Genomic DNA, 25,823 nt, shown 5'->3' with positions numbered 1-25,823 from the left:
TCACCCTTCGACCGTTTCAATCTCCGCATCGACCAGGCACCACGGTGCATAGCGGAAGTCGCGGATCTGGATGACCTCATCGCCCGCCCATTCGACCAGCATGAAGCCGCGCACGGCGCCGTCGGCCGCTTGCGGGTTGCGGATGAGGATTGCCGGCCTGCCGTCGACGAAGCCGAGCGACAATGTCCAGTCGCTGATACGGTCGTAATTGCCGAAATAGGTCGACGCCTCGGCCTTGCCGCGCAGACGGACGCGGTTGACGACATCGAGCCGGACGTCCTCGGCTATCAGTGCCCTGACCGCGTCGAAGTCGCGCGCGTTGAACAGGTCGACATAGCGCCGCAGCCGGCGCTCGTCGTCGGCGTCGAGCCTCGGCGCGAGCGCCTGCTCGGGCTGCAGCGCCAGCAGCTTGAGCTGCGCCCGCCCGCGATGCAGCGCGGCCTTGGTGGCGGCGAGCGTCGCGCCGGTCACTTCGCAGGTCTCATGCAGGCTGAGGCCGAGCACGTCGACCAGGATCACGGCGCTGCGCTGCGACACCGAAAGCCGCATGAAGGAGCGCAGGCCGGTCTGGGCGGCGAGCCGGCTGTCGGCGCTGCCGGAGGGATCTTCGATCACGCTCATGTCGGCCTCGGTCATGCGCGACCTTTCCCGATTGCGCCGCCGCAGGTGATCCTGCGCGGCATTGTGGGCAATGCGAAACAGCCATTGCTCCGGCCGTTCGACCATGGCGCCGCCGTCGATCGCCTGTAGCGCCTTGATCAGCACCTCCTGGACGATGTCCTCGCCGTCGATCACCGAGCCGGCCATGCGCGCGCAGTAGCGATGCAGCCTTGGCCGCAACCCGACGAGCATCGCCTCCAAAGTCGCCCTGTTCATTTTCGGCGTAGCATCCCATTTCTGCGCGGGCGGCATGGCAGGCGCTATCCCGCCTTCTGATCCGCCAGCATACGGTAGTTGCCGATAACTTTGACAGGCGATCTCATTGCCGGGGTCGAACGGCGCTGCGCGTGGTTTTCCGTAAATGCCTTGAAGGTGGCAAGCCCGGTCAGCGCCGAGGAATCGCGGTCCTGGCCAACGATGTGGACGAACGAGCCGTCGTCCAGCTCGAGCACCAGATAGCGCACCGTCGGCGGTGCCGCCTCGCCCAGCGCTTCGAACACTTTTTCGACCAGCGCGCGGTTATCTGCCAGGTCGGCTTGGTTCACACCGTATCGAATGAGCGCGTAGTCCATCGTCGTCTCCTGATTGGTTGGTATGAACGAAGGACGACCGGCTGCGCTGAAAAGATTCTCCTTGCCGAAGAATCTTTTCGGTCGCCCGCATCGTCTTTCCCGCGTGGGCGGCTGCGCGGCAGCCATCAAGCAGGAGAGACGATCATGCATATCCAGTTTGCCGAGCTTCCGGTATTCGACCAGGACCGCGCCAAGGCGTTCTACACCAGGCATCTCGCCTGTCAGGTGCTGGCCGACCAGAAGATGGGCGATGGCGGCTGGCGCTGGATCGAGCTGGCATTTCCGCATGCCGTGACGAACCTGCATTTCATCAGGCGCGCCGATGACGCCCCCGGCGCGGAGCCCGTATTGGTGCTGGTCGACGAAAATGTCGGAGCAATGATCGCGGCGTTGAAGGCGGGCGGCGTCGAGATCGTCACCGAACCGCATGAGGCGACGTGGCAGCCGGGGCGCACGGTGGCGGAGTTTCGCGACAGCGAAGGCAACCGCATGGTCCTCGCCAGCCGATAAGCCACCGGAGCCCTCTGTCTGGCGGGGCGTCGTACCTAAGTCCTATCTCCGGCCGGACCATCGGCCGTGCTTCCTTCTTGTTATTATTTCGTGACCTCTGCGCGCCGGAACCTTCCCTTGCATCGGGCGTTCGGGCGCTGTATTCGCGATGCCTCATATTTAGGCAGGCGGAGGAAATGCGAATAAGGGCGGGTGGCAAAACAAACATGGGCCGGGGAGGAGCATCTTACCATGTCGAACCGTAAAATCGGAATGTCCCACAGTTTGGGGCTGCGCGTTGCTGACCTCAAATCCAGAATGCAAAGTGCCCAGATTACCGAGCACGAGATCAAGACGTTTCAAAAGGTTGCCGCCATTATGGGCGGCGCCAAAGGTTCACTGCGCCTCGACGCGGACGATCTGATTGCCGCGTCCTTCCTTGTCGATCCCTTGGACGATCTCCCGCTCTCCAGTTGACGGCGCTGAACGCAGGTCGAAATCCTACCGAGTTTGAACCTGCGATTGCCGCCAGCGGAGCATCCGCCACCCCAGGCCGCATGCGAGGATGACGTTGGCCAGCGCCAGACCGGAAAGCGCGGCCAACGTGCCATGCGGACCGAAGCGCTCCAGCAGCAAGGCGCCGGCCGAGGGTGCCGCTGCCTGGGCGATCAGGCTCGGCATGGCGAGGCGGCCCATCAGCTTCGCGTAGCCGTTCGAGCCGAACAGCGCGAGCGGCAGCGTTCCCCGCGCGATGGATTCGAGACCGATGCCCGCGCCGTAGAAGCCGAGCGCCAACGGGATGACTGGCATGCCGGCCCAGAGCGCCGAAACGCCGATCGCGACGAAGGTAACCGAGGCAAACTTGGTCAGGATCGGATGGTGGTAGCGCGCGATGGTCATCTCGATCGCGCGCGCCGCCACCTGGGACGGGCCGACCAGCGCGCCGAGCCCGACGGCCGCGGCCAGCGCCATGCCGCTGCCTTGCAGGATGGTGAGCAGGTGCACCGACAGCGTCGAGGAGATCACCGCCGCGAGCGTAAGTGTGGCGGCCAAAACGATCATGATCGACAGATCGGGATTGCCATCGCGGGCCGGCGGCGCCTGGTTCAATCCTGGCCCGACTGGCAATCCTGGCCTGACTGGCGGTTTCGGCGCCTCGCGGGGCAGGATCAACAGATAGAGCGGAAGCGCAATCACCAACTGAACAGCCGCGTACACCAGGCAGGTGCCGCGCCAGCCGACCTCCTGTAGCAGCAAGGCCGAGATCGGCCAGCAGATCGTGCTGGCAAAACCGCCGAACAACGTCAGCGCCGTGATGGCGGAGCGCGCGCCATGGCCGTAGTGGCGGCCAAGCGTTGCGAAAGCGGCATCGTAGAGCCCCGCCCCCATGCCTAGGCCGATGATCAGCCAGGCAGCGATGTAGGCCGCAAGGTTGGGGGCAACGGCCAGCCCAACCTGGCCGACCCCGATGCATCCAGCGCTGAACGCCAGGACGTTGCGGCCACCATGCCGCTCGATCGATGACCCGACGCGCGGAGAGATCAATCCCGCCACGAGCAAGCCAAGAGACAGGCCGCCGACAACCCATGCCAGCGGCCAGCCGGTATCGGAGGAGACCGCCGGCGCGATGACCGCGGGAAGATAGTAGGATGACCCCCACGCCATGATCTGCGTCAGGCCAAGCGCCGTGATGATTGCGCCGCGGCTGCGCAAGATGGCCGGCGAAGGCGGCGAAAGGCTCATGCCGCGACGCTGCAGCCACAGCCGCCTTTGCCGACCGCCTTCGCCTCGGCGTCGGCGACACAGCAGGCATCCACCGCTGCCGGCGCCGGACCGCCGCAGCAACCCTTGTCGGCAATGCCGATCCTCGGCACGGTGCAGACCCCGGTCTCGGGCAGCACAAGCTGGACATTGTCGGCCGCAATCATGTCGCCGGCGATCGCCGCCGCGACCGAGCGGACCTGCTCATATCCGGTCAGCAGCAGGAAGGTCGGTGCGCGGCCATAGCTCTTGATGCCGACTGTATAGAACCCTTGCTCTGGATGGCTGAGCTCGCGATGGCCGTGCGGTGGCACGTCGCCGCAGGAGTGCTCGTTGGGATCGATCAACGGTCCCAATGCCTTGACGCTTTCCAGCCACGGATCGAGCTCGAGCCGAAGCTCGCGGGTCAGCGAGAGATCCGGGCGTTGTCCGGTCGCCGCAATGATGCGGTCGACCGGGCCAAGGGCCTGCAAGCCGTCCCTGGTCTGGCCTTCGACGACCAGCCGACCGTCGGCATCGCGGATCGAGACGGCTGCAAAGCCCGTCACCAGCCTGACGCCGCCGCTCTCGGCGAGTTCGCGCACTTCGGCGCCGAGTTCGCCGCGTGCCGGCAATTGGTCGGCATCGCCGCCGCCATAGATGCGCACCAGGTCGGTGCCACGCGTTGTCCAGATGAAAGCCGTGCCGGCGTCCACATTTGCCAGGCTGGCGAGATCCAGCAACGCATTGGCGGCCGAATGGCCGGAGCCGGCAACCAGCGTCGTCTTGCCGGCATAAAGGCTGCGATCGCGGCCAAGGATATCGGGAATGCCGTAGGCGATGCGGTCGGCAAACTCGGCTTCGCCTTCTGCAGGAATTCCGCCGGCGCCGAGCGGGTTCGGCATTTGCCAGGTTCCCGAAGCATCGATGACGGCACGGGCACTGTCGCGTCTTGCACCATCGGCAGTCTCGACCGCCAGCATAAACGGCCGGTCCTCGCGTCCCTTGCTCAGCACCTTGTCGGCGCCCCAGCGCGAGATGCCGACGACGCGGGCGCCGGTTTCGATCGACGGCGACAATCGCGGAAGCTTTGCAAGCGGCTCGAGATAGTCCGCGACGAGGTCGTCCGCGGTCGGGAATGCCTCGGGCTCAGGCATCCGCCAGCCATGCGCCTCGAGCAGGTTTCTGGCCGCCTGATCGACGCAATAGCGCCAGGGCGTGAACACACGGACATGGCCCCAATCCCTGAGATTGGATGCAACCGCATTGCCGGCTTCGTAGACTTTGACGGGAATGCCTTGCGCGATGAGGTGGACCGCTGCCGCCAGACCGACCGGCCCGGCGCCGATCACCGCAACGGGGAGTTTTTCGATCATCTCCATGTATTCCATCCTTCCGGTAATTTCGAATTATAATGCCAAAAAAAATCACGCCGCTGTTTTGGCGGCCGCTTCCGCCGACGCCGGCGCACAGGTGGCGTCGGCGCAGCATTCGTCTGCGAGGTATCCGATGAGCCCGTTCATGGCCGGATAGTTGGCCCGGCAGATCAGCGTCGTCGCCTGGCGCTCCTGTGTCACCAGGCCGGTGTCAACCAGCCGCTTGAGGTGATGCGACAGCGTCGAGGCAGCGATGCCCAATCTGTCCTGGATGCGCCCGACCGGCAGCCCCTCATCGCCCGCCCGCACCAGCGTGCGATAGAGCTGCAACCGCGTCGGGCTGCCGAGGGCTTCGAGTTGCGAGGCTGCTTTTTCGAGTTTCATGGAAATAAGCTATTTCCAGAATCGCTGCACGTCAAGAGAGTTTCGACAAAGATCGAAATAGGACGATATCTAGACGACGCGCTTGCCGCTGGCGTCGATGACGACCTCGCCGTCCTCTTTGGTGAACGGGCCGATATCCGGATTGGGCAGGATATCGAGCACGGCTTCGGAGGGTCGGGCGAGCATGGTGCCGAGCGGCGTCACCACGATCGGCCGGTTGATCAGGATCGGATGCGCCAGCATGAAATCGAGGATCTCGTCATCACTCCACTTCGGGTCACCCAGGCCAAGTTCGGCATAGGGCGTGCCCTTTTCGCGCAGCAATTGGCGCGGCGTCATGCCCATCGCTGCGATCAGTTCGACGAGTTTTTCGCGCGACGGCGGGTTTTTCAGATATTCGATCACTTCAGGCTCCTCGCCGGACTGCCTGATCATGGCCAGCGTGTTGCGCGAGGTGCCGCAATCGGGGTTGTGGTAGATGGTGATGGTCATTGCGCAGCTTTCATCTGTCCGACTGGTTTCGGTTGGGCGAGCAGCCACCCTGCCAATGCCATGGCGAGCAACGCGCCCAAAAGTTCGGCGCCGATGAAGCCCGGCAGATCGGCGGGGCGGATGCCGGCAAAAGCGTTGGAGAACGCTCGGGCGATGGCGACGGCCGGATTGGCGAAGGATGTCGATGCGGTGAACCAGTAGGCGGCGGTGATATAGAGCCCGACCAGCCAGGAGATCGAATCCGGACGGAAACGCAAGCCGGCGAGGATGGTGAAGACCAGCCCGAAGGCGGCAACCAGCTCCGCAATCCATTGCCCGCTTCCGGTCCGAACCGTCGCCGACACTTGCAGGATCGGCAGTTCGAACATCGCATGCGCGAGCAACGTTCCAGCAATGCCGCCGGCAATCTGGGCGGCGACATAAGCCAGCGCTGCGTTCGTTTCGATCTCGCGTCGAAGCGCGAATACCAGCGTCACCGCCGGGTTGAAGTGCGCTCCGGAGATCGGCCCGAATATGGTGATGAGCACGACCAGGATCGCCCCGGTCGGCAAGGTGTTGCCGAGCAGGGAGACGGCGACATCGCTGCTCAGGCTGTCAGCCATGATGCCGGAACCGACCACGGTGGCGACCAGCAGAGCCGTGCCGAGGGCCTCGGCAACAAGGCGGCGGGAGAGGTTGGCCATGCTGGATCTTCTCGCTAGCAATCGCAGGTCACGGCCTGGATGACAGGCTGGCAAAGTTCCGGCGCGCCATTGCAGCAATCCTCCATGAGGTAGGCCAGCAGATCGCGAAAGCCGGTCATATCGGCAAAGTAGCGCACGCTGCGGCCCTCGCGTTCGGTCCGCACCAAGCCGGCATGCGACAGGATCTTGAGATGAGCCGACATCGTGTTCGGGAACGCGGCGAGCCGCGAGGCGATCTCACCTGCCGGCACACCGTCGGCTCCAGCCCGCACCAGCAGGCGAAAAACGTCCAGCCGGGTTTCCTGGCCGAGCGCGGCAAGCGCCGAAAGGGCGAGTGTCTTATCCATGTTTCCAATATTCCAGAAATGACGAAGAGAGTCAACGCGCATGGGCCAGCGACTCCCCGTTCACCGCAGGGCAATCGCACGTCGGCAAGTGCCCCCTCACCCGGATTGCCAACCGAATTGCGAAGGGCAATTCGGGGCAATCTGACCTCTCCCCGAGGGGAGAGGAGGTCGCCTGCGTTGATGCCAGGCTCTTCTCCCCAGCGGGGAGAAGGTGGCCGCGAAGCGGCCGGATGAGGGGGCCGCCATATGCGATAGCGCTGCCGTTCACGGGGAGAAGTGCCCGGCAGGGCGATCAGGGGGGCGCCGACTTCGGCGAAGCTATCGCCTGTCCAAAGCGAGCGCCCGCTGCCCCTCGCCGGCTCGCCTGGTCCAAATCAGCCAGGCACTGTGGCGGCGACCGCATCAGCGCGGCCAAGACCGGCAACCGCTTTCCTGACCCGCCGCAGATGCGCCTGGCGCCCGGCTTCCGAAACACTGTCCATCCGGTAGAGCGCCAGGAATTTGGTCTGGCACAGCGGATGGCAGACGGAGCGGAAGCCGCGCAGCAGGGTCCGCCGGCCGGGCTGTCCCATGATCCACGACATCAGCGGCGTGGCGCCGCATGTGGTCATTGCCATCACCCGGCGTATATGCCGCAATTTGGGCTGCGGGCCGCGTCGAGCGGTCGGCATCTCGAAAGCGAAGCCCGGCACCAGCACGCGCTCCAGCCAGCCTTTCAGCATAGCCGGCAGGCCATACCACCAGGTCGGATAGATGAAGACGACCGCCTCCGCCCAGAGCAGCTCCTGCGCATGTTCGTGCACCGATTGCAGATTTGCCGCCTTGTCGTGGTAACCGCGCCATTCCTGCGTGCGCATGACTGGATCGAAGCCGGTCGCATAGAGGTCGAGCAGGTGGACCTGATGGCCGCTTTCGGCAAGCGTCTCCAGCACCGTATCGCGCACGGCACCATTGAAGCTGTCAGTGCAGGGATGGCAATAGACGACGAGGACCTTCATCTTGCGCTCAGACCGGTCGGTCGCGAGAGGATCGCGATGGTGCGTGCAGGCGCGTCGCATGCAAACAAGCCACCCGCAGACATAGTCGATCAGCTGTTTTCATGCGAAGCCCCGCAGCCCCCATATCAAGACGCAACAGCTCCAGTCACGTCAAGGCCCGGCTCGTCCGCTCAAAGGAAATTGCGCACACATGGGCTTGCCGGAGGGCACTGTCCTGCATGCGTTGCGGCATTCTGCGGGGAGCGGGCGCCGTCGCGTATTGCGCCCAGGGACCCCAAGAGTGGATTCGGTTTTCGATCAGCATTGTTGCCCGAAAGCCTGCGCCCTAGCTTCACGGCGTGCTCAAAGCGTCAGGAGAGAAAAAGATGCGGACAGGAAAACTGAGCGGCAAGATCGCCTTGGTGACGGGCGCCTCCTCAGGCATCGGCGAGGCCACTGCCTTGGCGCTGGCGGCCGAGGGCGCCACGCTGGCGATTGCCGCGCGGCGCGCTGAGCGCCTGGACGATCTGGCGAGGCGGATCCGTGAGACCGGCAGCGCAGCACTGCCGATTGCCGTCGACGTCACCGACGAAACGCAAGCCACGGCGATGGTCGAACGGGTCCAGCAGGAGTACGGCCGGCTCGACATGCTGCTTGCGGTTGCCGGCGTCGGCGTCGCCGCGCCGTTCCGCAATACGACGCCGGAAGAATACCGCCGGATGGTCGACGTCAACATTCTCGGCCTGCTTTATCCGATCCATGCTGCACTGCCGTCGATGCAGCGGCAAGGCGCCGGCCACATCGTCGTCGTCTCGTCCGGTACCGGCCGTTACATCCACCCTTCGGTCGTCTATTCCGGCACCAAGCATGCGGTGAGCGCAATGGCGGAGTCACTGCGCCGCGAGATCGGCAAGGACGGCGTCCGCGTGACCTGCATCGAGCCTGGCGCCGTCAAGACCGAGTTCACCCGCAACATGCGCGACGATGTGCGCCAGGCGGTCGAGCAAAGGCTGGGCGATATGGAACAGCTGGAAAGCGAGGACATCGCCGCCGCCATCCTGTATGCGGTGACCCAGCCGCCACGGGTCAACGTCAACATCCTGACGCTTTATCCGACCGAGCAGGCGTGAGGTCAGCCTGCAGACGTCGATGCGCTGCGCCTCTGTCCTGCCGGACATCTCCCCCTCAGAGGGGGAGATCGGCAGCTTCGTCGGCAGCACTCTTTTTGCAACGTTCGCGATTGGCGAAATCAGGGGTGATATCCAATCTCCCCACCTGAGGGGGAGATGTCCGGCAGGACAGAGGGCGGTGCTGTCCCGCCAACCTTGCCCTGCCTCGACTATCCCCCGGTCATCAGCGTGAACACAAGCTGCCGCAGCTTGCCGCCCGGGCCGAATTCGACCCGGTCGAAATCGCGGCTCGCCTGCCGCTGTGCCTGCGAGATTCCGGCGAGCCGTTTCGTCACTTCGGTCCTGATCTTGCTGCAGCCACGGTCATCGGCGACGGTCAGGCCAATGGTGGCCGTCTCGATCTTGTGCACCATGTCGACGATGCTGGCGCCGTGCACCTTCTCGTGGGCGGCGAGGCCAGCTGCGAAAACCTCCCAGTTCTTCTGGATTGCGCCCGGCAGCCGCGCGGCCGGCTTCGGCAAGGTGTAGGTGATGATCAGCTTCGGCCGCGCCGACACCAGCACGCAGGCATCGCCTTGCGGCTGGTAGTCCCTCACCCAGGTCAGCTTGAAATTGGTATGCGCGACGACGCGGCGCTCGCCGAGCAGCGGCCCGCGCCCGCCGATCGAGGCGTAGAGCTCCGGGCCGGTCTGCCCTGAGATGGCATAGGTCTCGACCTTCTCGACCGCCTGCCAGCCGGCATGCGCCGGCGATGTCGGCAGGAGGGCGAGCAGCAGGCAAAGGCGAACGGCTGTTTTTATGCAAGTCCTCGCGGCTGCTGCGCACGATGCAAAAGACATGCAGTTCCCTTCCGTGGACATAGCCGGCGGCCGGCTATACTGGGATGCTCGTATACAAGAATCCACAGGCAACGCCATGTCGCCGCGACCGAACATTGCCCGGCAGCGCCCTGCCCCAGGGACCCAGCCTCCCGGCGTCAGCCTGTGCCGCGCGCTGTCGAAACTTGGCCTGTGCTCGCGCAAGCAGGCCGAGCTTCTGGTTGCCGAGGGCCGCGTGCGGGTTGCCGGCAAGATCGTGCGCAACGGCTCGATGCGCGTCGATCCCGGCCGCGACCGTATCGAGGTCGACGGCCGCCGCGTCGCCGCCGAGCGCAAGATCTATCTGATGCTCAACAAGCCGCGCGGGCTGGTCACCACTCGCGACGACCCGCAGGACCGCGGCACCGTCTATGATTGTCTGGCAGGCCTCGACCTGCCTTTCGTCTCGCCGGTCGGCCGCCTCGACAAGGCCAGCGAAGGCCTGCTGTTGATGACCAACGACACCCGTTTCGCGCAGCGCCTGCTCGACCCCGCCTCGCATGTCGCCAAGACCTATCACGTGCAGATCGGCGCCCTGCCCGATGTGGACATGCTGGCAGGGTTTCGCGCCGGCGCAACCGTCGACGGCGAATTGCTGACGGCCCGCTCGATCGAGATCCTGCGCAGCGGCACCAGCACAGCCTGGCTGGAGATCGTGCTCGACGAGGGCCGCAACCGCCATATCCGCCGGCTGCTCGCCGCCCACGATGTCGAGGTGCTGCGGCTGGTGCGGGTCGCGATCGGCCAATTGCAGCTCGGCGATCTTGCCAAAGGCAAGGCACGCCATCTCACGGCGGAAGAGCTGGCGCTGCTTCGGGCCTGAGCGGCTGGCGGCGACTCGACAGTCAGCCAGCTGCCAGTCGAAGCCCAAGTAACGCAACAAGCAGCGCGGCGGATATCAATCTCTGTCGGTATTACATCCGTCAGCACACCACAGATCGCAGCCGGCGGCTTTGATTTTCTGCATAAAGATCTTGAGCGATTCTTGGGCGGGCATGGGAGCTAGCCAACCGACGGGACAAACAAATCGATCAAAGCCTGGCGATGGTCTCGCGTGATTCAAACCGAAATGTGAGGGGTTCATCAATCTTCATTGTCGGAAGGAGCCTTGGCTTTGCCGCACTGGGCCAGCACCTTGGCGATGGCGGCGGATGAGCCGGCAAGCGGAAAGCTGTTCTCTCCATATTTGCCTGAGACGACCGTGACCTCGCCCTTGGAACGCAGCAGGGCCAGCATCGGGTCGGCGCTGCCCAATTCCACTGTGAAGTTGTTGTACATCTCTTCGAGTTGAAGCGTCTTGGTCACCGTCTTGCCCCCGGCCTTGAACGTGAACGAAGCGCTGCCGGCCTCCAGTTGCGGACCGGTGTCGCCCAGATCATAGCTCAGCGTCGGCTTGCCGAAACAGGCCAGCGTCAGCTGGGCGCCGCCATTCGATCCGCCACAGACCGACGCCATCAGAACTTTGCCGCCCTCGTCTTCCTCCAGTTTCGCGGTCCAGCCGCACGGCGCGGCAGATGCCGGCTGCGCCGCTTGCAGCGCGGTCTGAGCGGCGACGCAACCCGCCGCGATGAATTTCGCCAATCCGCTTCGCATGATCTTCCCCTCCCCAGCCATCGAACCATCGTCAGCCACGTGGCATCAAGGACTATACAGAGCAAATTGTCCCGTGGCATCACCAGTGATGTCGAGGTGCGGCGGCTGGTGCGGATCGCGATCGGTTCGCTGCAGCTCGGCGGCCTCGCCAAAGGCAAGGCGCGCCATCTGAGCACTGAAGAGCTGGCGCTGCTTGAGGCCTGGGCTGCTGGCTTCAGCGCCTTCGCATCGAAGGGACGATTGACATTAACATTTCTGTTTCATATTTTCCTTCTGTGAAACCGAAATGTAACGCGCAACCGAGGTGCTGGTTCGACGCGAACCGGCTCGGCAGCCGGAGAGAAAATCATGAGTACGCCATTGCGGGCGGTCCCCAGATTCCTGGACGAATTGAGCATGTTTGGCGGTCTCAAGGGGACCGACATTGCGAATATCACCGAGGTCTCCAAGGCCACGGTTTCCAGATGGAAGGCCGGTGATATCAAGCCCCAGCCGCGCAGCGAACTCATCCTGTCGGACCTGCATTATATCGTCGGTCGTCTGCAGGAGTTCTATGAACCCGGCGATATCCGCACGTGGCTCTATGCCCGACACCCGCAATTGAACGGTGAAAGAGCAATCGATCTCATTCACGACGACCGGGCCCTCGACGTGCTCAAAGTCATCGATCGGCTCGAAAACGAGGTCTTTGTATAATTGGCAATCGCCGGGCGGAAGCGACGTGACAACCGGCTCATCGACGCTATCGAGGCAATAATTCCTGTCGAATACTCCGGAACGGTTTGGCGTGTGGTGCGCCAGGGCCGCAGCCCGATCCAGTGCTCGAGTTCCGGTGGCCGTTGGGACGATGGAACATTCGACGTGCTCTACACCTCGCAAGAGCGCGAAGGTGCCTTGAGCGAGATGAGATTCCACCTGGCGCGGGGGCAGCCAGTGGTCCCTTCGCGTGTCAGATACAATCTCTTCGAGATCGATCTTGCTTTGGACCGGACGCTCAGACTGCTCGACCTGGCCGCCTTGCAGACCCTTGGCCTCGATACCTCGCGCTACGGGCAGCTTTCATACCAGGAAAAGCACGCCGAATATCCGAGGTCGCAAGACATCGGTGAGGCCGCATATTTCCTCGATTATGACGGTCTGATCGCGCCCAGCGCGCGGTATGACTGCCTGAACGTCGTCGCGTTTTGTGATCGGTTGCCGGCTGGGCCGATAACGACAAGAACCGATCACGGGGAAATCGACTGGACTTAGCGGCGGATCCGCCGCCGTCAGGTATGGCCGCCGACCTCGTCTATGTGGCGCAACACGTCGTCGGGTCTGCACAGCCGCGGAACGTGCCCGATTGGCGGAACTTCTCGGTGCCGTAGCCGCCGCTGAACAGGCCTACGCCCAGCAGCACCGTGCGCTGCGTCACCCACCGCGAAGCGTCATGGATTTCGGCAAAATCCAGCCCATATTCCTAGATGTGGAGCTTTGAGCGTGAAACTCGCGCGTGCGGTCCTGCTTGCCGCGGCTTTCGTGGCTGTTGCGGCCGTTTGTCCCTCTTCCGCAACCGGAGAGGCGGACGGCCGGGAGAAAATTGTGTTGCGCGTCGAGATAGACGGCGCCATCGGTCCGGCGAGTGCCAGGCAGCTTGAGGAAGCACTGGCGGTGGCCGCGGACCGAAACGCCCAGGCTCTCATCCTGCAGATGGACACGCCCGGCGGGCTGGTCACCAGCATGCGCGAGATGATCGCCGGCATCCTCGCCTCGCCGGTTCCGGTCATCGGCTATGTCGCGCCCGCCGGCGGGCATGCGGCGAGCGCCGGAACCTATATCCTCTACGCCACCCATCTGGCGGCGATGGCGCCCGGCACCAATCTGGGCGCGGCAACGCCGATCGAGATGGGTGGGCCGCTGCCATCGTTTCCCGACGGCGGCAAGAATGATGGCCCCGAGGCGGACAAGGACAAGAACGCACCCGGGGGCGATGCGATGATCGCCAAGGCGACGAACGACGCCGTTGCCCTGATCCGCAGCCTGGCTGAATTGCGGGGGCGCAATGCCGAATGGGGTGAAAAGGCCGTGCGCGAGGCGGCCAGCCTATCGGCCGGCGCGGCGCTGCAGCAGCATGTCATCGATTTCGTCGCCCGCGACACCACCGAACTGCTTCAACTGGCCGACGGCCGGACCGTCGAGATCGCCGGCAAAAAAGAGGCATTGGCGACGAAAGGGCTGCCGGTCGAAACGCTCGAGCCAGGCTGGCTCATCCGGCTTCTCGCCGTCATCACGGACCCGAACATCGCCGTCATCCTGATGCTGGTCGGCGTCTATGGCCTCGTCTTCGAATTCACGAGCCCGGGCGCGGTCGCGCCTGGCGTGATCGGCACGATTTGCCTTCTGCTCGGCCTCTATGCGCTCAATCTCTTGCCGATCAGCTATGCCGGCCTTGCCTTGATGCTGCTTGGCATCATCTTCCTGGTCGTCGAAGCCTTGAATCCGACTGTGGTCCTTGGGCTGGGAGGCGTGGCTGCGTTTCTGCTGGGCGCTGCCATGCTGCTCAGGATCGAGGGGCCCGGCTTCGAGATGTCGTGGGCCGTTATCGGCACCGCCGCCGTCCTGACGCTCGGCCTGGCGCTGTTGACCGGCAGCTATCTGTGGGCGGCCCGCAAGAACGTTCCGCGTGTTGGCGCACAGGCCATGCAAGGACTGCCAGCGGAGGTCCTCGACTGGCAGGGCAGCGAGGGCCACGTGCTCGCCCGGGGCGAGCGCTGGCGGGCAAAAGCCGACGAACCCCTTGCGGTGGGCGACAGCGTCGAGGTGGCTGATGTCAGGGGTCTCGTTCTGACGATACGGCGCCGCAATGTGAAAAGCGATGGAGCAAGGCAATGATCATCGGTTATGTGGCCTATCTGGCAGCAGCGCTCGTCGTGGTCATGTTCCTATCCGCGGCCATTCGCATCCTGCGGGAATATCAGCGCGGCGTGGTCTTCACGCTCGGCCGCTTCACCGGGGTCAAGGGCCCCGGCCTTATCATCCTCATCCCCTTCGTGCAGCAGATGGTGAAGGTCGACCTGCGAGTGGTGGTCCAGGATGTGCCGCCGCAGGACGTGATCTCGCGCGACAACGTCTCGGTGAAGGTCAACGCCGTTCTGTATTTTCGTATCGTCGACGCCGAGCGGGCGGTCATCCAGGTCGAGGACTTCATGGCCGCGACCAACCAGCTGGCGCAGACCACGCTGCGCTCGGTGCTCGGCAAGCACGAGCTCGATGAAATGCTGGCCGAGCGAGACAAGCTCAACAGCGACGTCCAGGAGATCCTCGATCAGCGCACGGATGCCTGGGGCATCAAGGTCTCCAATGTCGAGATCAAGCATGTCGACCTCAACGAGAACATGATCCGTGCCATCGCCAAGCAGGCAGAGGCCGAACGGCTGCGGCGCGCCAAGGTGATCAACGCCGACGGCGAACAGCAGGCGGCGGCAAAACTCGTCGAGGCCGGCAAGATGCTGGCCGAGGAGCCGCAAGCCATGCAGCTGCGCTATTTCGAGGCCCTGCACGACATCGCCGGCGAACGCTCGTCGACGGTCGTGTTCCCGCTGCCGGTGGATTTGCTCAGCCAGTTCCTGAAACTGCAGGGCGGTGGAGGCGGAGGCGGCTGAGCGCGTAATCTCCCCCTCGAGGGCCCTCGAGGGGGAGATGGCCGCGAAGCGGCCAGAGGGGGTCGTCTCACATAGATCGCCGACGCCTTCCTCTACGAGAGACGGCGCTGGCGCTCCACGCGCGGCGCCCCCTCTGTCGCCTTCGGCGACATCTCCCCCTCAAGGCGGGAGATCAGCACCTCACCTCCGCCACGGCGGGACCGGTGCAAAGCGTTTGCCGATCCAGTCGGCGAAGGCACGTGTCTTTGCGGCTTGTCCCTTGGCCGAAGGCATGACGATATAGACGGCGCCTTCGTCGGCAAGCGTCCAGTCCTCCAGCACTGGCACCAGCCGGCCGTCGGCGAGCTCGCGTCCGACCAGCCAATCCGTGCTCATCATCAGCCCGACGCCCTGCACGGCGGCTTCGACCAGTACCTCGGCATCGTCGGTGACCAGCGGCCCGGAGACCTCGATACTGACGCGGCGCCCCGTGCTGTCGGTCATCTCCCAGGCCGGAAAGGTCTGGAAGCCTGAGAAGCCGAGACAGCTGTGTTCAAGCAGCGCTTCAGGTTCAGTCGGCGTGCCCCGGCGGGTGAGGTAGGACGGTGCGGCGCATAGCAGCCGCCGCCGTGTCGCGACCTTGCGCGCCACCAGCCGCGAATCCTCCAGTGCGCCGAGACGCACGGCGACATCGAAATTCTCGGCGACGAGATCGACGAAACGGTTGGAGAACTCGGCCTCGATACGAACGTCGGGAAATTCGGCGAGAAACTGGGGCAGCAGCGGGCCGATCCACATGCGCCCGAACGAGCCGGGCAGCGCCAGCCGCAGCACGCCGCGCGGTCCGCCGCCGGCATGCGCCGACGCCGCAGCCTCGGCCTCGTCGACGGCGGCCAGAATGGCGCGGACGCGGGCGAGGAACTCCGAACCCGCCTCGGTCAGCGACACGCTTCGCGTCGTCCGATGCAGCAGGCGCACGCCCAACCGCTCTTCCAGCGAGGCAAGGCGTCGCGACAGGATCGTCGCGTCGCGGCCGATGCGAGCCGCTGCCTTGGTGAAGGAGCGTGCTTCGGCGATTGCCGCGAAGGCGGCCATTTCGGCCAATGCTGCCGGTTCGTACGATTGCTGCATCAAACGCAGAGCTCAAATGTAAAAGCCAAGGATTATATACCAATAACGCAGCAGCTAGTTTCACTCAATCCCGGCCCGTCAATCGGCCCATCAACCGGAGTGAGACATGAAAGCCATCGAACTGACTGCCCCGAGACTGGACGCGTTTCGCGAGGCCACCGTTCCCACGCCTGAACCGCAGCGCGGCGAAGTGCTGATCCGCCTGCGCGCCGCAAGCCTCAATTTTGTCGATGTCGCGATCGCGAGCGGCAACTATCCAGGCCCGAGCTTTCCGCTCATTCCCGTCGTCGACGGCGCCGGCGAGATCGTCGGCATCGGCGAGGGCGTGTCAAGGCTCGCCATCAACGACCGCGTCATCGCCCATGCAAAACCGCGGTGGATCGGCGGCCGTCCGCGGCCTTATGAGACCAGAGAGATGCGCGGCCTGACGCTGCCGGGCTCACTCGCCGAATATGTGGCGCTGCCGGCCAATGCCGTCGTGCCGATGCCGGCGCATCTGTCGTTCGAAGCGGCAGCGACGCTGCCGATCGCCGGCACCACCGCGTGGAATGCGCTCCGCGCCGCCGATGCCGGGCCGGGATCGGTCGTCGTCCTGCTCGGTACCGGCGGTGTCTCGATCTTGACCCTGCAGCTGGCCAAGGCAGCCGGCGCCACGGTCATCATCACCTCGTCGTCTGACGACAAGCTGGCGCGCGCCAAGGCCTTGGGTGCGGATCATCTCATCAATTATCGTGAGACACCGGACTGGGACGCCAAGGTGCTCGAACTGACCGACGGCCTCGGCGCCGACCTGATCGTCGAAACCGGCGGCGCGGCCACCTTCGCCCGCTCCATCAACGCCACGGCGCCCGGTGGCACGGTGTTCGCCATCGGCTTCGTCACCGGCGCCGAGGCCACCACGAACCTGCTGCCGATCATCATAAAGGCGCTCAAGGTAGTGGGCAACAACACCGGTTCAGTATCCGACCTGCGCGATGCCGCACGCGCCATCGGCGCCGCCCGTATCGATCCGGTCATCGACACGGTCTACGGCCAGCACCAGGCGACCGAGGCCTACGCCCACATGGCAGCCGGCGGCCGGCATTTCGGCAAGCTCGCGTTCAGCCTGTCGTGGTGAGCCTGGAAAAGGCAGAGCGATGAAGCTGCTGATCTCCCCCCTCGTGGGGGAGATGTCCGGCAGGACAGAGGGGGGCGCTGTCCCTCCAGCCTATCGGACAATAGCAGTTCGCGCACCCACGTAAGGTTCTCGGCTCATCAAAGTTGAACTGAACGCTGGCGATCCTTCACGCCCCCGTCTGCCCTGCCGGGCATCTCCCCCACGAGGGGGGAGATTGGCAATTCCACCGTCTCGCCTTAAATCAGCTTCTCCAGCGTGATCGGCAGATCCCGCACCCTTTTCCCGGTGGCGTGGAATACCGCGTTGGCGATCGCCGGCGCCACGCCGACGATGCCCAGCTCGCCGACCCCCTTGCCGCCGAGCACCGAGGAATGCGGATCGGGAATACCGACCGAGATCACCTCGATGTCTGGAATGTCGGCATTGGTGGCGATGAGATAGTCGGCAAGGTTGTTGTTGACGATGCGCCCATGCCGGCGGTCGACGATGCCTTCCTCGAGCAGCGCCTGGCCGATGCCCATGATGATGCCGCCCTTCCACTGGCTTTCGGCGAGCTTGGGGTTGTAGAGCCGGCCCGAATCCAGCGCCGACACCACGCGCGACACACGAACCGTGCCAAAGTCCTCGTCGACGCGCACTTCGATGAAATGCGCGCACCAGCTGTGGCGGGAATAGTCGCCCTCGGTGTGCGGCAGCGCCATGGCTATGGTGGTGTAGTTCTTGTAGCGGTCCTCGACCGTCGAATTGGCCGGCATGGTGTCGCCCTTCGCCTCGATATGCTCGCGCCCGACGCTCCTGAGCAGTTCGGCGATGGAAACTTCAGGGCCGTTGCCGCGCGGCGAAGCGATGCGGCCATTGGCGACGACGAGCGTGTTGGCCTGCAGCGTATGGAACGGCGAAGCCGGATCGCTGATGGCGAGCCCGATCAGTTGGTCGAGCGCGGCACTCGCCGCCTTGTGGACGGCGCCGGTCATCACCCCGGCCAGCCGCGAACCGCCGGTGACGCCGGCACGGGCATAGCGGGAATCGCCAAGCTTGACGATGACGTTTTCCGCCGGCACGCCCACCACCTCGGCGGCGGTCTGCGCCAGGATCGTGTAAGTGCCCTGCCCCATGTCGATCGACGAGCTTTCGACCTCGACCGAGCCGTCGGCGAGAATGCGCACGACCGCCTCGCCATAGGCGCGCCGCACCGGGTAGGTGCCGGCGGCGACGCCCCAGCCGATCAGCTGGTTGCCGTCGCGCATCGAACGCGGCCGGGGGTCCCGCTTCGACCAGCCAAAGGCTTCCGCGCCTGCGGCGAACGCCTCGCGCAGCTGCCGTGTCGACCACGGCTTCTTCGCATGCGGATCCTGCTCGGCATAGTTCCTGAGACGGATTTCCAGCGGGTCGATACCGACCTCGTAGGCGAGCTCGTCGATCGCGCTTTCGATGCCGAAGGCGCTCGGGTTTTCGCCCGGCGCGCGCAATGCCCCCGGTACGACCGTGTTGACCCGCACGACGTTCTGCCGCGACGAGAAATTCGGCGTCGCGTACATGACCGAGGTGACCGAGCCGAGCGGCTCGACCCACATGCCATCGACCGAGGTCTCGTTGACGCCACGATGCACGATCGACTGGATCTGGCCTTCTGCGTTGGCGCCGAGCGCCACCGTCTGGCGCGTCGCTGCCCGTCCACCATAGGCGGTGAAGGTCTGCGGCCTGGTGACCGCCAGCTTCACCGGCCGTCCCAGCATTTTCGCGGCGACTGCCGCCACAGCGCCGTAGCCGTAGGCGAACGCCTTGGAGCCGAAGCCGCCGCCAATATAGGGCGAGACAAGGCGCACATTCTCGAACGGCACGCCGAACCATTCGGCATAGGTCCGCGCCATGCCGTCGAGCCATTGGCTCGGCTCCCAGACCGTCAGCTGGTCGCCCTGCCACTTTGCGATCAGGCCATGCGGCTCCATCGGCGCCTGGTATTCGCGCGGCGTGTTGTAGGCATTGCAGATCCTGACCGGAGCCGAGGCGAACGCTGTCTCCGCCTCGCCCCATTCCTTGGTCATCGCATCGACCGGGATACCGTCGCCGGCCTTTGGATCGCTGAGGTCGACGATCGCCGGCGCCTCGTCATAGGCGATCTTGACCAGTGCTGCGGCTGCGACCGCCTGCTCGAAACTCTCGGCCACCACCGCCGCGACATGCTGGCCGCTGAAGGTGATGTCGCGCGCCAGCGGGCAATAGGCAACGGACGGCGGCGGCGTGCCCAGCCAGTCCGTTGCGGTTCTCAGCGGCAGGATATTGTCGGGCGTCAGCACCAGCAGCACGCCCGGCGCGGCCTCGGCCGCCGCCGTGTCGATCGAACGCACCCGACCGGCGGCAATGGTGCTCTCGACCAGCACCGCATGGCTGAGCCCCTCGAGCTGCTGCTCGACGGCGTATTTGGCGGCACCGGTGATCTTGGCCGGGCCGTCGACGCGCGACAGCCGGCCGCCGACCTGATCGGCGAGGACGGCGCCGTCCGAAGCGTCGCCGCGTTTGGCATCGCCGGGTCTTGTTCTCAACTCGTGAACGGTCATGCCGTTTCTCCCATTTTGAGGATGGCGCGGGCGACGACGCGCGGCGCCAGTTCGATCTTGTAGTGGTTGGCGCCATGGTCGACAGCGCCCTCGACGGCAAGCAGGCTGGCTTGCCTGACGACCTCCGGCTCGACCACTTTGCCTTTCAGCGCCTCTTCGACGGCGCGGGCGCGCCATGGCTTGGTGGCGACGCCGCCAAGCGCGACGCGCAGATCGCTGATTGTCCGTCCGTCAGCCTCGAATTCGATGCCGACCGCGGCACTTGCCGCAGCGAATTCATAGGACTGGCGGTCGCGGACCTTGAGATAGGTCGAGCGGCGGGCGGCGGCCGAAGCGGGAATGCTGATCGCGGTGATCATCTCGCCGGGTTCGATCGCATGTTCCTTGTCGGGCGTGCTGCCCGGCAGCAGGAAAAAGTCATCGACGGCAATCTGGCGGTCGCCGAGATGGACGATCGCGTCGAAGGCGACGAGTGCAACCGCCAGGTCGCCGGGATATGTGGCGATGCAGGCCTGGCTGGTGCCGAACACGGCATGGCCGCGGGTGACGCCGCCGATCGCCGAGCAGCCGCTGCCTGGCGAGCGCTTGTTGCAGGCGGGGAAATTCGCCGGATCGCGGAAATAGGGGCAGCGCGTACGCTGCATCAGATTGCCGCCGATGGTCGCCATGTTGCGCAACTGCGCCGATGCCGCCTGCCACAGCGCCTCCGAGACGGCAGGGAACCTGCTCTTGATATCGGCATGGTCGGCGACGCGGCTCATCCTGGCCAGCGCGCCGATCGTCGCGCCCCGGTCATCGACGGCAATCGTGTCCAGTCCCTTGAGATGGGTGATGTCGACCACCGTCTCGGGTTCGGCAACGCCGCATTTGGCGAGGTCGACAAGCGTCGTGCCGCCGGCCAAAAGCATGGCGCCGGGCAGTGCTGCTGCCTCACGGGCTGCATCGACGGAGCCGGCGCGGAGATACGAAAAGTCCCTCATGATGCGGCCTCCATGGCCGCCTGGCGCACGGCGGCGACGATATGCGGATAGGCGCCGCAGCGACAGAGATTGCCGGCCATGTATTCCCGGATCTCCTCATCCGAGCCGGCATGGCCTTCGCGGATGCAGGCGACCGCCGACATGATCTGGCCCGGCGTGCAATAGCCGCACTGGAAGGCATCCTGTTCGAGGAAGGCGGCCTGCACTGCGTGCAGCGCGCCATCCTCCCCGGCAAGCCCTTCGATGGTGGTGATGGCACGTTCTTCGGCCTGAGTGGCAAGCGTCAGGCAGGCCAGCACGCGCTGGCCGTCGATATGCACCGTGCAGGCGCCGCACTGGCCCTGGTCGCAGCCCTTCTTGGTGCCGGTCAGGCCGAGATGATCGCGCAAGGCGTCGAGCAGCGTAACGCGCGGTTCGACCTCCAGCTCATGTCGATGTCCGTTGATTTGAAGTTGGATTGGAGTTCGGGTTTTGCTTGTCATGGGGCGTCTGGCTCCAGTTGCTTGACGCGGGAGGGGATGATCTGGTGCCCGGCCGGCGAGCGGCAAGGTCAGCTTATGGCTAGGTGAAGGCTATCTTCCCCTTGGGGGAAATGCCCGGCAGGGCAGAGGGGGTCTGCCTGACTTGGTGCGACCTCGAGGAGGGCTGCGGCTTGCGAGGTCGAAAGACGTGACATACCCGATCCCGTGATTACATGAGAAAGGCGCTCCACAATCGGAGGCGCCTCCGCTTATTACCTAAGGGCCCGCTCGGCGCTGTTCAAGCCCAGGATCGAAAATGATCGAAATTGGAGAAAATTGGCTGGGCAGCCAGCCGTCATGCCTGGAGACAAAAAAGCACCACCGGCCCAAGCCGGTGGTGCTCTCTGAACTGTCTGTAGGGGCAGGACAGTCCAATGATCCTGAGGGGATCGTGCTCAATGTGGGCTCATTTTTGCCCCACGGCATCGGCCGAACAGATGAGGAGTGCCGGCCGCGAGGAAATATCCTTCGTCGTCATCCACCGGTCGTTCACCGGAGACGGGCAAGATGCCTCGCCTGCCGGAATGCCGGCCCAGACTCGATCCTGTGATTACTTGCGATTATATTTGTTGGAGACGTAACGAAGGTGGAAGCGTCCGCGTTGTTGAAACGGGGCCTGCCTATCCGGTTATGCTTCGGATCGACACTGGAGAAAAAATTGGCCGCGGAGCCGCCCGTGATACCTCGAGACAAGGCCGAAGCCGCTGTTGCAAAACCGCTGCGCGCCGATGCGCAGCGCAACCGCGACGCGCTGGTCGAGGTCGCGGCAAAGGCCTTTGCCGCGCACGGCGTCGATGCCTCGCTGGAGGAGATTGCGCGCCAGGCCGGCGTCGGCATCGGCACGCTCTACCGGCATTTTCCAACCCGCGAGCACCTGGTCGAGGTGGTCTACCGGCGCGAAGTGGAAGGGCTGAGCCAGGCGGCCGACGAACTCGCCCACGATCATGCGCCTGACATGGCGCTCGAACAATGGATGCAGCGCTTCGTCGACTACATCGCCACCAAGCGCGGGTTGTCGACAAGCCTGCGCATCCTGCTCACGACCAACTCAACCCTGTTCTCCGACGTTTCGGGCAGGGTGACGCTCGCCTTGCGGCGGCTGATCGATGCCGCGGTCGCCGACGGCTCGATCCGCGGCGACGTCGATGCCTCCGACGTGCTGCATGCGTTGGGCGGCATCTATTCGGCCCCGGACACCAAGGACTGGCGCGACCGCTCGCGCCGATTGGTGTCGCTCTTGATGGATGGGCTGCGGTTTGGAGCGGCCAAATCCGGCCCATCCAAGGAATGACGAATGCAGTGACTGTCCTTATTTCAGCGAGATGCTCATACCGCTGAGATCGGCATTGACCTGCAGGCCTACCTGCCTGCCCGTGAGTTCGAGTTGGGCACCCTTGTCATTGGTCATGACGATCACCTGGGCCCCTTTGCCGAGCGCGCCGCCACCGCCCGCTGCACCGTAAACCCCCGTCACATCCCGCGCGCGGCGTATGTGGCGCACGGTACCTTTGAAATAGGTCTTGGAGGCACCGAAGGCGAGGCCGCCCGAGATGCCGCCGACCGAGATGGGATATCGGCGACCATGGAAGGTCAGTGTGCCCTCGCCTCCGGAGCCGCCGATGAAGAAGGCCGCCTTGTAGACGGCGAAGCGGATCGTACCGCTGTCGGCATGTGCGACGCTGGCAAAGCTAACTGCCGCCGCAGTGATGACGGCAACCACGACTGAACGAAATCTGGACGAAATCTTCATGATGAGAACTCCTCAAGATCGCCGCATGCCCAACCGGGCCGGGCACGCCAGCGTCGGATCAAAGTCATAGCTGAACAGTCTCGCCCGTCATTGGTTCCAAGCGCGCGGCCTGAATCCGGCTGCGAGAAGACCGCTACGAAACGAGGCGATGGCGAGCATAGTCCCGGCTGTAAGAACAGCGGCCGAATGGCGGGGATCTGTCGCCGGTGCCCACGAACACGTAGGTGTTGAAGCGGAATGGTATTAGTCTGTGCCCGTCTGGGGTTTCGGGGAGCGCGGCAAAGGAATGGACTTCAACTCACGCCATGGCTACCTCCTGATCGGCGGCCTGATCCTGGTCGGTGCCGGGCTCCTGATCGTTTCGCTGATCGTCAATCTTCGCGTGGCGCACAGTGTGCGTGACGACGTACGCCATCGTGAAAAGCTGCTGGAATATTATCGCAATATCTTTTCGCAGCTGGGCGTGATCCTGATCGGGATTGGCGTGTCCCTGTTCATCTTCTTTTTCCAGCAGGATTATCAGGACCAGCGTAAACGCGAAACGGAGCTCCAGCAGGTTCTCGCCAAACTGGCGGCGCGTGTTGCCCGCGCCAGCGCTGTCGTGGAGGCCCTCGGCGAATTCGATGCGCTGCTGGATGATGGCGGCGCCTATGTCAGCCCGGAACTCGGCGGCAACAATGCCGCCATCAGCGCTCACGGAACGGCGCTCGCCAAGCAGGTCTCGCAGATCCTTCTGGTCGAGCGCGATGTCGATGTTCAGGGGTTCGATATTCTCAATCTGTCGCGCGATTTCGAAGCATCGTTCGTCGTCAACGAGCTCAACCCAACGCTATGGTTCAACATCGTCCGGGACGAGAGCGATATCAAATATGCCACCACCCAGATCGCCCTAGATTACAAGGACCTGCAGGATGCGATCGGCGGCGAGCCGATCGAGGTTGCGATCGCCAATCCCGAAAAGGAGCGGAAGATCAGGCAGGAGGTGCTCGACGTCTTTTATGATGCCGACCTCCTGCGCCAGCGCAGCAGGCGTTTTCTCGGCCGCGCGTGCTGGCTTTTCAGCAAGGGGCGCGGCTTCGTCAAGCTTGCACCGGCCAACGAGATCGAAGCCGATGCCAGATCGCACCAGGAATGGATCGAGCGGTCGAAACCCTTCCTGGCGCAAATGACGTCGGGCAGCGGCGACTGCTTCAAATTGCTCCAGTTCGGCCCGGCATCCTGAACCGGCAAAGGCTCGCCCGCCCCGCGGCGGCTAATCCCCTACGCGTTGCAGCGTGCCGAGATGATTGTCGTTGAGAAAATCAATGGTCACGGCCGACGCCTTGCCGTCGGAGCCGACGGCAAAGCTGACGGCCGAGGGCCTGTCCGGCATCTCGGCATCGGGAAAGGTCAGGAAGAGGTCGCGGTCGAAATGCTTCAGTGGATAGGACCGCGCACCGGCGGGCCCGACCTTGAGGACAAGGGCGTCTCCTTCGCCTGACACAATAGCATCGCCGATGAAGTCGTTGAAATAACGGCCTGCGTAGGCACTGGCCGGCTCGGCCGGACTTGCCGGAGAAGGAGGCGCGGCATAGGTGGCCTTGGCCGCCGCAATCACCGGGCCGAACATGCCTGCATAGATATCATTCCATGCCTTTACCTTATCCTTCCCCAGCGTTCCGTCGAAGACGAGATCGGCGAAGCTGTCGGACAGTCCCTCCGGCACGCCTGTCGGAAAGGCGTTGGCGATGACGACGATGCCAAGCTTCTCCTCGGGAAAGAGCATCACCAGACTGCGTGCGCCGGCGCTGAAGGCGCCCGCATGACCCCAGATCGGCCCGTGCCGGCCGAATTCGACATTCCAGCCGAGGCCGTAGAAGGCCTCGCCTCCGGAGACGGGGTTCTTGCCGCGAACCATCAAGGGAACATGTGTCTGATCCAGCGCATCGGCCTTGATGAGCGTCTTGCCGGCATAGACCCCGTTGCCGAGCACAAGCCGCATCCATTGCGAGAGATCGCGTGCGGTGGAACTGACGCCGCCTGCTGGCGCCTGCGCATCCGGGTAGCGCTGGACCTTCGCGGTCCAGGCGCCATCGATCTTGGCGTGGAGCTCGGCACGGTTGGCGTGCTTGATGAAGTCCGAGTGGCGGGAGCTGGTCGAGGCCATTCCAAGCGGACGATAGAGCTTCTCTTCGGCGACCTCTTCCCACGGCTTGCCTGTCGGCTTCGCGGCCGCGACGGCACCCTCGGTCAGTCCGAAATTACTGTAGGAATAGCCCGCACGAAAGCTCGATGACGGCGACACGAACCGCAGGCGGCGCAGGATCTCCGCGCGGTCAAAGCCAATGTCCTCGAGGTCGTCGCCTGCCGTGCCGGGAAGCCCGCTGCGGTGCGCAAACAGGTCGCGGACCGTGAGTTCGCTGGTCGGATAGGGCTCGGCGAGCCTGAAGGCCGGATCGAGGTCGGCGATCTTGGAATCCCACGAAGCGATCCCGTCGCTGACCAGCGCCGCCACGACGGTTGCGGAGACCGGCTTGGAGAGCGAGGCGATCTGGAACACCGTGTCGGCGTCGACTGCCTCCGGCTTGCCGGCCTCGCGATGCCCGAACCCCTTGAGGAAGATCACCTCGTCGCCATGCACGACGCCGATGGCCAGACCCGGTACGGCACCGTTCGCGACGGCGCCTTCGGCAAGCAATTCGAGCTTCGACAGAGCTGCGGCGATCCTGTCGGGTGGGATGGTATCGGCCGACGCCGCTTTCGGCAAAAGCACCATGATGGCGATGAAGGCCAACATCCTCCACCGGAGGTGATTCCGGTTTGTGAATAGCCGCATGCTCAGCCCCTCCGCCTCACCGGCGTGCACT

28 protein-coding genes and 2 pseudogenes are annotated in these 25,823 nt (G+C 64.4%); 12 read left to right on the top strand and 18 right to left on the bottom strand.

Annotated elements, in window-relative coordinates; genetic code table 11:
* Both NKH21_RS22555 and NKH21_RS22550 read right to left on the bottom strand, forming a co-directional pair.
* Complete coding sequence (locus NKH21_RS22555; protein WP_352661520.1) at positions 1-876, bottom strand: sigma-70 family RNA polymerase sigma factor; 876 nt, start codon at positions 874-876, stop codon at positions 1-3.
* Between the two features lie 44 nt (positions 877-920).
* Positions 921-1,232 (bottom strand): hypothetical protein, encoded by a 312-nt coding sequence (locus tag NKH21_RS22550; RefSeq protein WP_352661522.1) that lies wholly within the window; start codon positions 1,230-1,232, stop codon positions 921-923.
* 144 nt (positions 1,233-1,376) lie between these two features.
* Here NKH21_RS22550 and NKH21_RS22545 point away from each other — a divergent pair, with 144 nt between their 5' ends.
* Positions 1,377-1,742, top strand: coding sequence for a VOC family protein (locus NKH21_RS22545; RefSeq protein ID WP_352661524.1), 366 nt, complete (start codon positions 1,377-1,379; stop codon positions 1,740-1,742).
* 231 nt (positions 1,743-1,973) lie between these two features.
* The gene (locus NKH21_RS22540) at positions 1,974-2,198 is read left to right on the top strand and encodes a hypothetical protein (protein WP_352490035.1); all 225 of its coding nucleotides are present in this window, start codon (positions 1,974-1,976) and stop codon (positions 2,196-2,198) included.
* A 24-nt stretch (positions 2,199-2,222) separates the two neighbouring features.
* On the opposite strand, the gene NKH21_RS22535 is transcribed toward NKH21_RS22540, so the two are convergent.
* The 7 genes from NKH21_RS22535 to NKH21_RS22505 all read right to left on the bottom strand — a co-directional run bounded on the left by NKH21_RS22535 (position 2,223) and on the right by NKH21_RS22505 (position 7,741).
* Positions 2,223-3,464, bottom strand: a complete 1,242-nt coding sequence (locus NKH21_RS22535; RefSeq protein ID WP_352867588.1) for an MFS transporter — start codon at positions 3,462-3,464, stop codon at positions 2,223-2,225.
* Positions 3,461-4,837: an FAD-dependent oxidoreductase gene (locus NKH21_RS22530; RefSeq protein WP_502911910.1), complete on the bottom strand. Its 1,377-nt coding sequence runs from the start codon at positions 4,835-4,837 to the stop codon at positions 3,461-3,463. The genes NKH21_RS22535 and NKH21_RS22530 overlap by 4 nt, the downstream gene beginning before the upstream one ends.
* Positions 4,838-4,888: 51 nt before the next feature.
* A complete protein-coding gene (locus NKH21_RS22525) occupies positions 4,889-5,221 on the bottom strand; it encodes an ArsR/SmtB family transcription factor (protein WP_352490030.1) in 333 nt (110 codons plus the stop codon).
* A 69-nt stretch (positions 5,222-5,290) separates the two neighbouring features.
* Positions 5,291-5,713: an arsenate reductase (glutaredoxin) gene (arsC, locus tag NKH21_RS22520; protein WP_352867583.1), complete on the bottom strand. Its 423-nt coding sequence runs from the start codon at positions 5,711-5,713 to the stop codon at positions 5,291-5,293.
* The gene (locus NKH21_RS22515) at positions 5,710-6,396 is read right to left on the bottom strand and encodes an aquaporin (protein ID WP_352867580.1); all 687 of its coding nucleotides are present in this window, start codon (positions 6,394-6,396) and stop codon (positions 5,710-5,712) included. Before NKH21_RS22515 ends, arsC begins: the two co-directional genes overlap by 4 nt.
* 14 nt (positions 6,397-6,410) lie before the next feature.
* Positions 6,411-6,743, bottom strand: a complete 333-nt coding sequence (locus NKH21_RS22510; RefSeq protein ID WP_352867577.1) for an ArsR/SmtB family transcription factor — start codon at positions 6,741-6,743, stop codon at positions 6,411-6,413.
* Positions 6,744-7,117: 374 nt separating this feature from the next.
* Positions 7,118-7,741, bottom strand: coding sequence for an NAD(P)H-dependent oxidoreductase (locus NKH21_RS22505; protein ID WP_352867575.1), 624 nt, complete (start codon positions 7,739-7,741; stop codon positions 7,118-7,120).
* Between the two features lie 365 nt (positions 7,742-8,106).
* On the opposite strand from NKH21_RS22505, the gene NKH21_RS22500 reads away from it, so the two are divergent.
* Positions 8,107-8,850 carry an SDR family oxidoreductase gene (locus NKH21_RS22500; protein ID WP_352661539.1) on the top strand — a complete coding sequence of 248 codons (744 nt, stop codon included), beginning with the start codon at positions 8,107-8,109 and terminating at the stop codon, positions 8,848-8,850.
* A 209-nt stretch (positions 8,851-9,059) separates the two neighbouring features.
* Here NKH21_RS22500 and NKH21_RS22495 read toward each other — a convergent pair whose 3' ends face one another.
* Positions 9,060-9,689: a DUF922 domain-containing Zn-dependent protease gene (locus tag NKH21_RS22495; protein ID WP_352867573.1), complete on the bottom strand. Its 630-nt coding sequence runs from the start codon at positions 9,687-9,689 to the stop codon at positions 9,060-9,062.
* Positions 9,690-9,765: 76 nt separating this feature from the next.
* On the opposite strand from NKH21_RS22495, the gene NKH21_RS22490 reads away from it, so the two are divergent.
* Positions 9,766-10,530, top strand: coding sequence for a pseudouridine synthase (locus NKH21_RS22490; protein ID WP_352661543.1), 765 nt, complete (start codon positions 9,766-9,768; stop codon positions 10,528-10,530).
* Positions 10,531-10,790: 260 nt separating this feature from the next.
* Here NKH21_RS22490 and NKH21_RS22485 read toward each other — a convergent pair whose 3' ends face one another.
* A complete protein-coding gene (locus NKH21_RS22485) occupies positions 10,791-11,300 on the bottom strand; it encodes a hypothetical protein (protein ID WP_352661546.1) in 510 nt (169 codons plus the stop codon).
* Between the two features lie 90 nt (positions 11,301-11,390).
* On the opposite strand from NKH21_RS22485, the pseudogene NKH21_RS32835 reads away from it, so the two are divergent.
* From NKH21_RS32835 to NKH21_RS22470, 3 genes and pseudogenes are all read left to right on the top strand, one after another.
* Positions 11,391-11,495 (top strand): annotated as a pseudogene (locus tag NKH21_RS32835) (pseudouridine synthase); the annotation flags it as partial.
* Between the two features lie 153 nt (positions 11,496-11,648).
* Positions 11,649-11,996 (top strand): hypothetical protein, encoded by a 348-nt coding sequence (locus NKH21_RS22475; RefSeq protein ID WP_352661549.1) that lies wholly within the window; start codon positions 11,649-11,651, stop codon positions 11,994-11,996.
* 93 nt (positions 11,997-12,089) lie between these two features.
* Positions 12,090-12,551: an RES family NAD+ phosphorylase gene (locus tag NKH21_RS22470; protein WP_352867702.1), complete on the top strand. Its 462-nt coding sequence runs from the start codon at positions 12,090-12,092 to the stop codon at positions 12,549-12,551.
* 17 nt (positions 12,552-12,568) lie between these two features.
* Here NKH21_RS22470 and NKH21_RS32830 read toward each other — a convergent pair.
* Positions 12,569-12,693 (bottom strand): annotated as a pseudogene (locus NKH21_RS32830) (HAD family hydrolase); the annotation flags it as partial.
* A gap of 86 nt (positions 12,694-12,779) precedes the next feature.
* Between NKH21_RS32830 and NKH21_RS22465 the strand changes: the two are divergent.
* Together NKH21_RS22465 and NKH21_RS22460 are read left to right on the top strand one after the other, a co-directional pair.
* On the top strand, positions 12,780-14,171 hold the full coding sequence (locus NKH21_RS22465; protein WP_352661552.1) for an NfeD family protein: 1,392 nt from the start codon (positions 12,780-12,782) through the stop codon (positions 14,169-14,171).
* Positions 14,168-14,941, top strand: coding sequence for a slipin family protein (locus tag NKH21_RS22460; protein ID WP_352661555.1), 774 nt, complete (start codon positions 14,168-14,170; stop codon positions 14,939-14,941). The genes NKH21_RS22465 and NKH21_RS22460 overlap by 4 nt, the downstream gene beginning before the upstream one ends.
* 180 nt (positions 14,942-15,121) lie before the next feature.
* Here NKH21_RS22460 and NKH21_RS22455 read toward each other — a convergent pair whose 3' ends face one another.
* Complete coding sequence (locus NKH21_RS22455) at positions 15,122-16,051, bottom strand: LysR family transcriptional regulator (RefSeq protein WP_352662365.1); 930 nt, start codon at positions 16,049-16,051, stop codon at positions 15,122-15,124.
* A gap of 106 nt (positions 16,052-16,157) precedes the next feature.
* Between NKH21_RS22455 and NKH21_RS22450 the strand changes: the two genes are divergently transcribed.
* Entirely contained in the window at positions 16,158-17,168 is a 1,011-nt protein-coding gene (locus tag NKH21_RS22450; RefSeq protein WP_352867569.1) for a zinc-dependent alcohol dehydrogenase family protein, read from the top strand.
* 236 nt (positions 17,169-17,404) lie between these two features.
* Here the strand turns inward: NKH21_RS22450 and NKH21_RS22445 are convergent, their stop codons facing one another.
* From NKH21_RS22445 to NKH21_RS22435, 3 genes are read right to left on the bottom strand one after another with little or no spacing between them, the layout of a single operon-like run.
* The gene (locus NKH21_RS22445; protein WP_352661561.1) at positions 17,405-19,726 is read right to left on the bottom strand and encodes a xanthine dehydrogenase family protein molybdopterin-binding subunit; all 2,322 of its coding nucleotides are present in this window, start codon (positions 19,724-19,726) and stop codon (positions 17,405-17,407) included.
* Positions 19,723-20,706 (bottom strand): FAD binding domain-containing protein, encoded by a 984-nt coding sequence (locus NKH21_RS22440; protein WP_352661563.1) that lies wholly within the window; start codon positions 20,704-20,706, stop codon positions 19,723-19,725. Before NKH21_RS22440 ends, NKH21_RS22445 begins: the two co-directional genes overlap by 4 nt.
* A complete protein-coding gene (locus tag NKH21_RS22435) occupies positions 20,703-21,188 on the bottom strand; it encodes a (2Fe-2S)-binding protein (protein ID WP_352661566.1) in 486 nt (161 codons plus the stop codon). The genes NKH21_RS22440 and NKH21_RS22435 overlap by 4 nt, the downstream gene beginning before the upstream one ends.
* 697 nt (positions 21,189-21,885) lie before the next feature.
* Between NKH21_RS22435 and NKH21_RS22430 the strand changes: the two genes are divergently transcribed.
* Entirely contained in the window at positions 21,886-22,518 is a 633-nt protein-coding gene (locus tag NKH21_RS22430) for a TetR/AcrR family transcriptional regulator (protein WP_352661572.1), read from the top strand.
* Positions 22,519-22,536: 18 nt separating this feature from the next.
* Here NKH21_RS22430 and NKH21_RS22425 read toward each other — a convergent pair whose 3' ends face one another.
* Positions 22,537-22,977 carry a lipid-binding SYLF domain-containing protein gene (locus NKH21_RS22425; RefSeq protein ID WP_292662068.1) on the bottom strand — a complete coding sequence of 147 codons (441 nt, stop codon included), beginning with the start codon at positions 22,975-22,977 and terminating at the stop codon, positions 22,537-22,539.
* 286 nt (positions 22,978-23,263) lie between these two features.
* Here NKH21_RS22425 and NKH21_RS22420 point away from each other — a divergent pair, with 286 nt between their 5' ends.
* On the top strand, positions 23,264-24,199 hold the full coding sequence (locus NKH21_RS22420) for a hypothetical protein (protein ID WP_352661576.1): 936 nt from the start codon (positions 23,264-23,266) through the stop codon (positions 24,197-24,199).
* A gap of 30 nt (positions 24,200-24,229) precedes the next feature.
* On the opposite strand, the gene NKH21_RS22415 is transcribed toward NKH21_RS22420, so the two are convergent.
* Complete coding sequence (locus NKH21_RS22415) at positions 24,230-25,792, bottom strand: serine hydrolase (protein ID WP_352661579.1); 1,563 nt, start codon at positions 25,790-25,792, stop codon at positions 24,230-24,232.
* Positions 25,793-25,823 lie beyond the last annotated feature (31 nt).

This window comes from Mesorhizobium sp. M1329 (assembly GCF_040318035.1).
Taxonomy (GTDB): Bacteria; Pseudomonadota; Alphaproteobacteria; order Rhizobiales; family Rhizobiaceae; genus Mesorhizobium.
The sequence above is the reverse complement of the archived record's forward strand: the minus strand, read 5'-3'. Positions and strand labels throughout refer to the sequence as shown.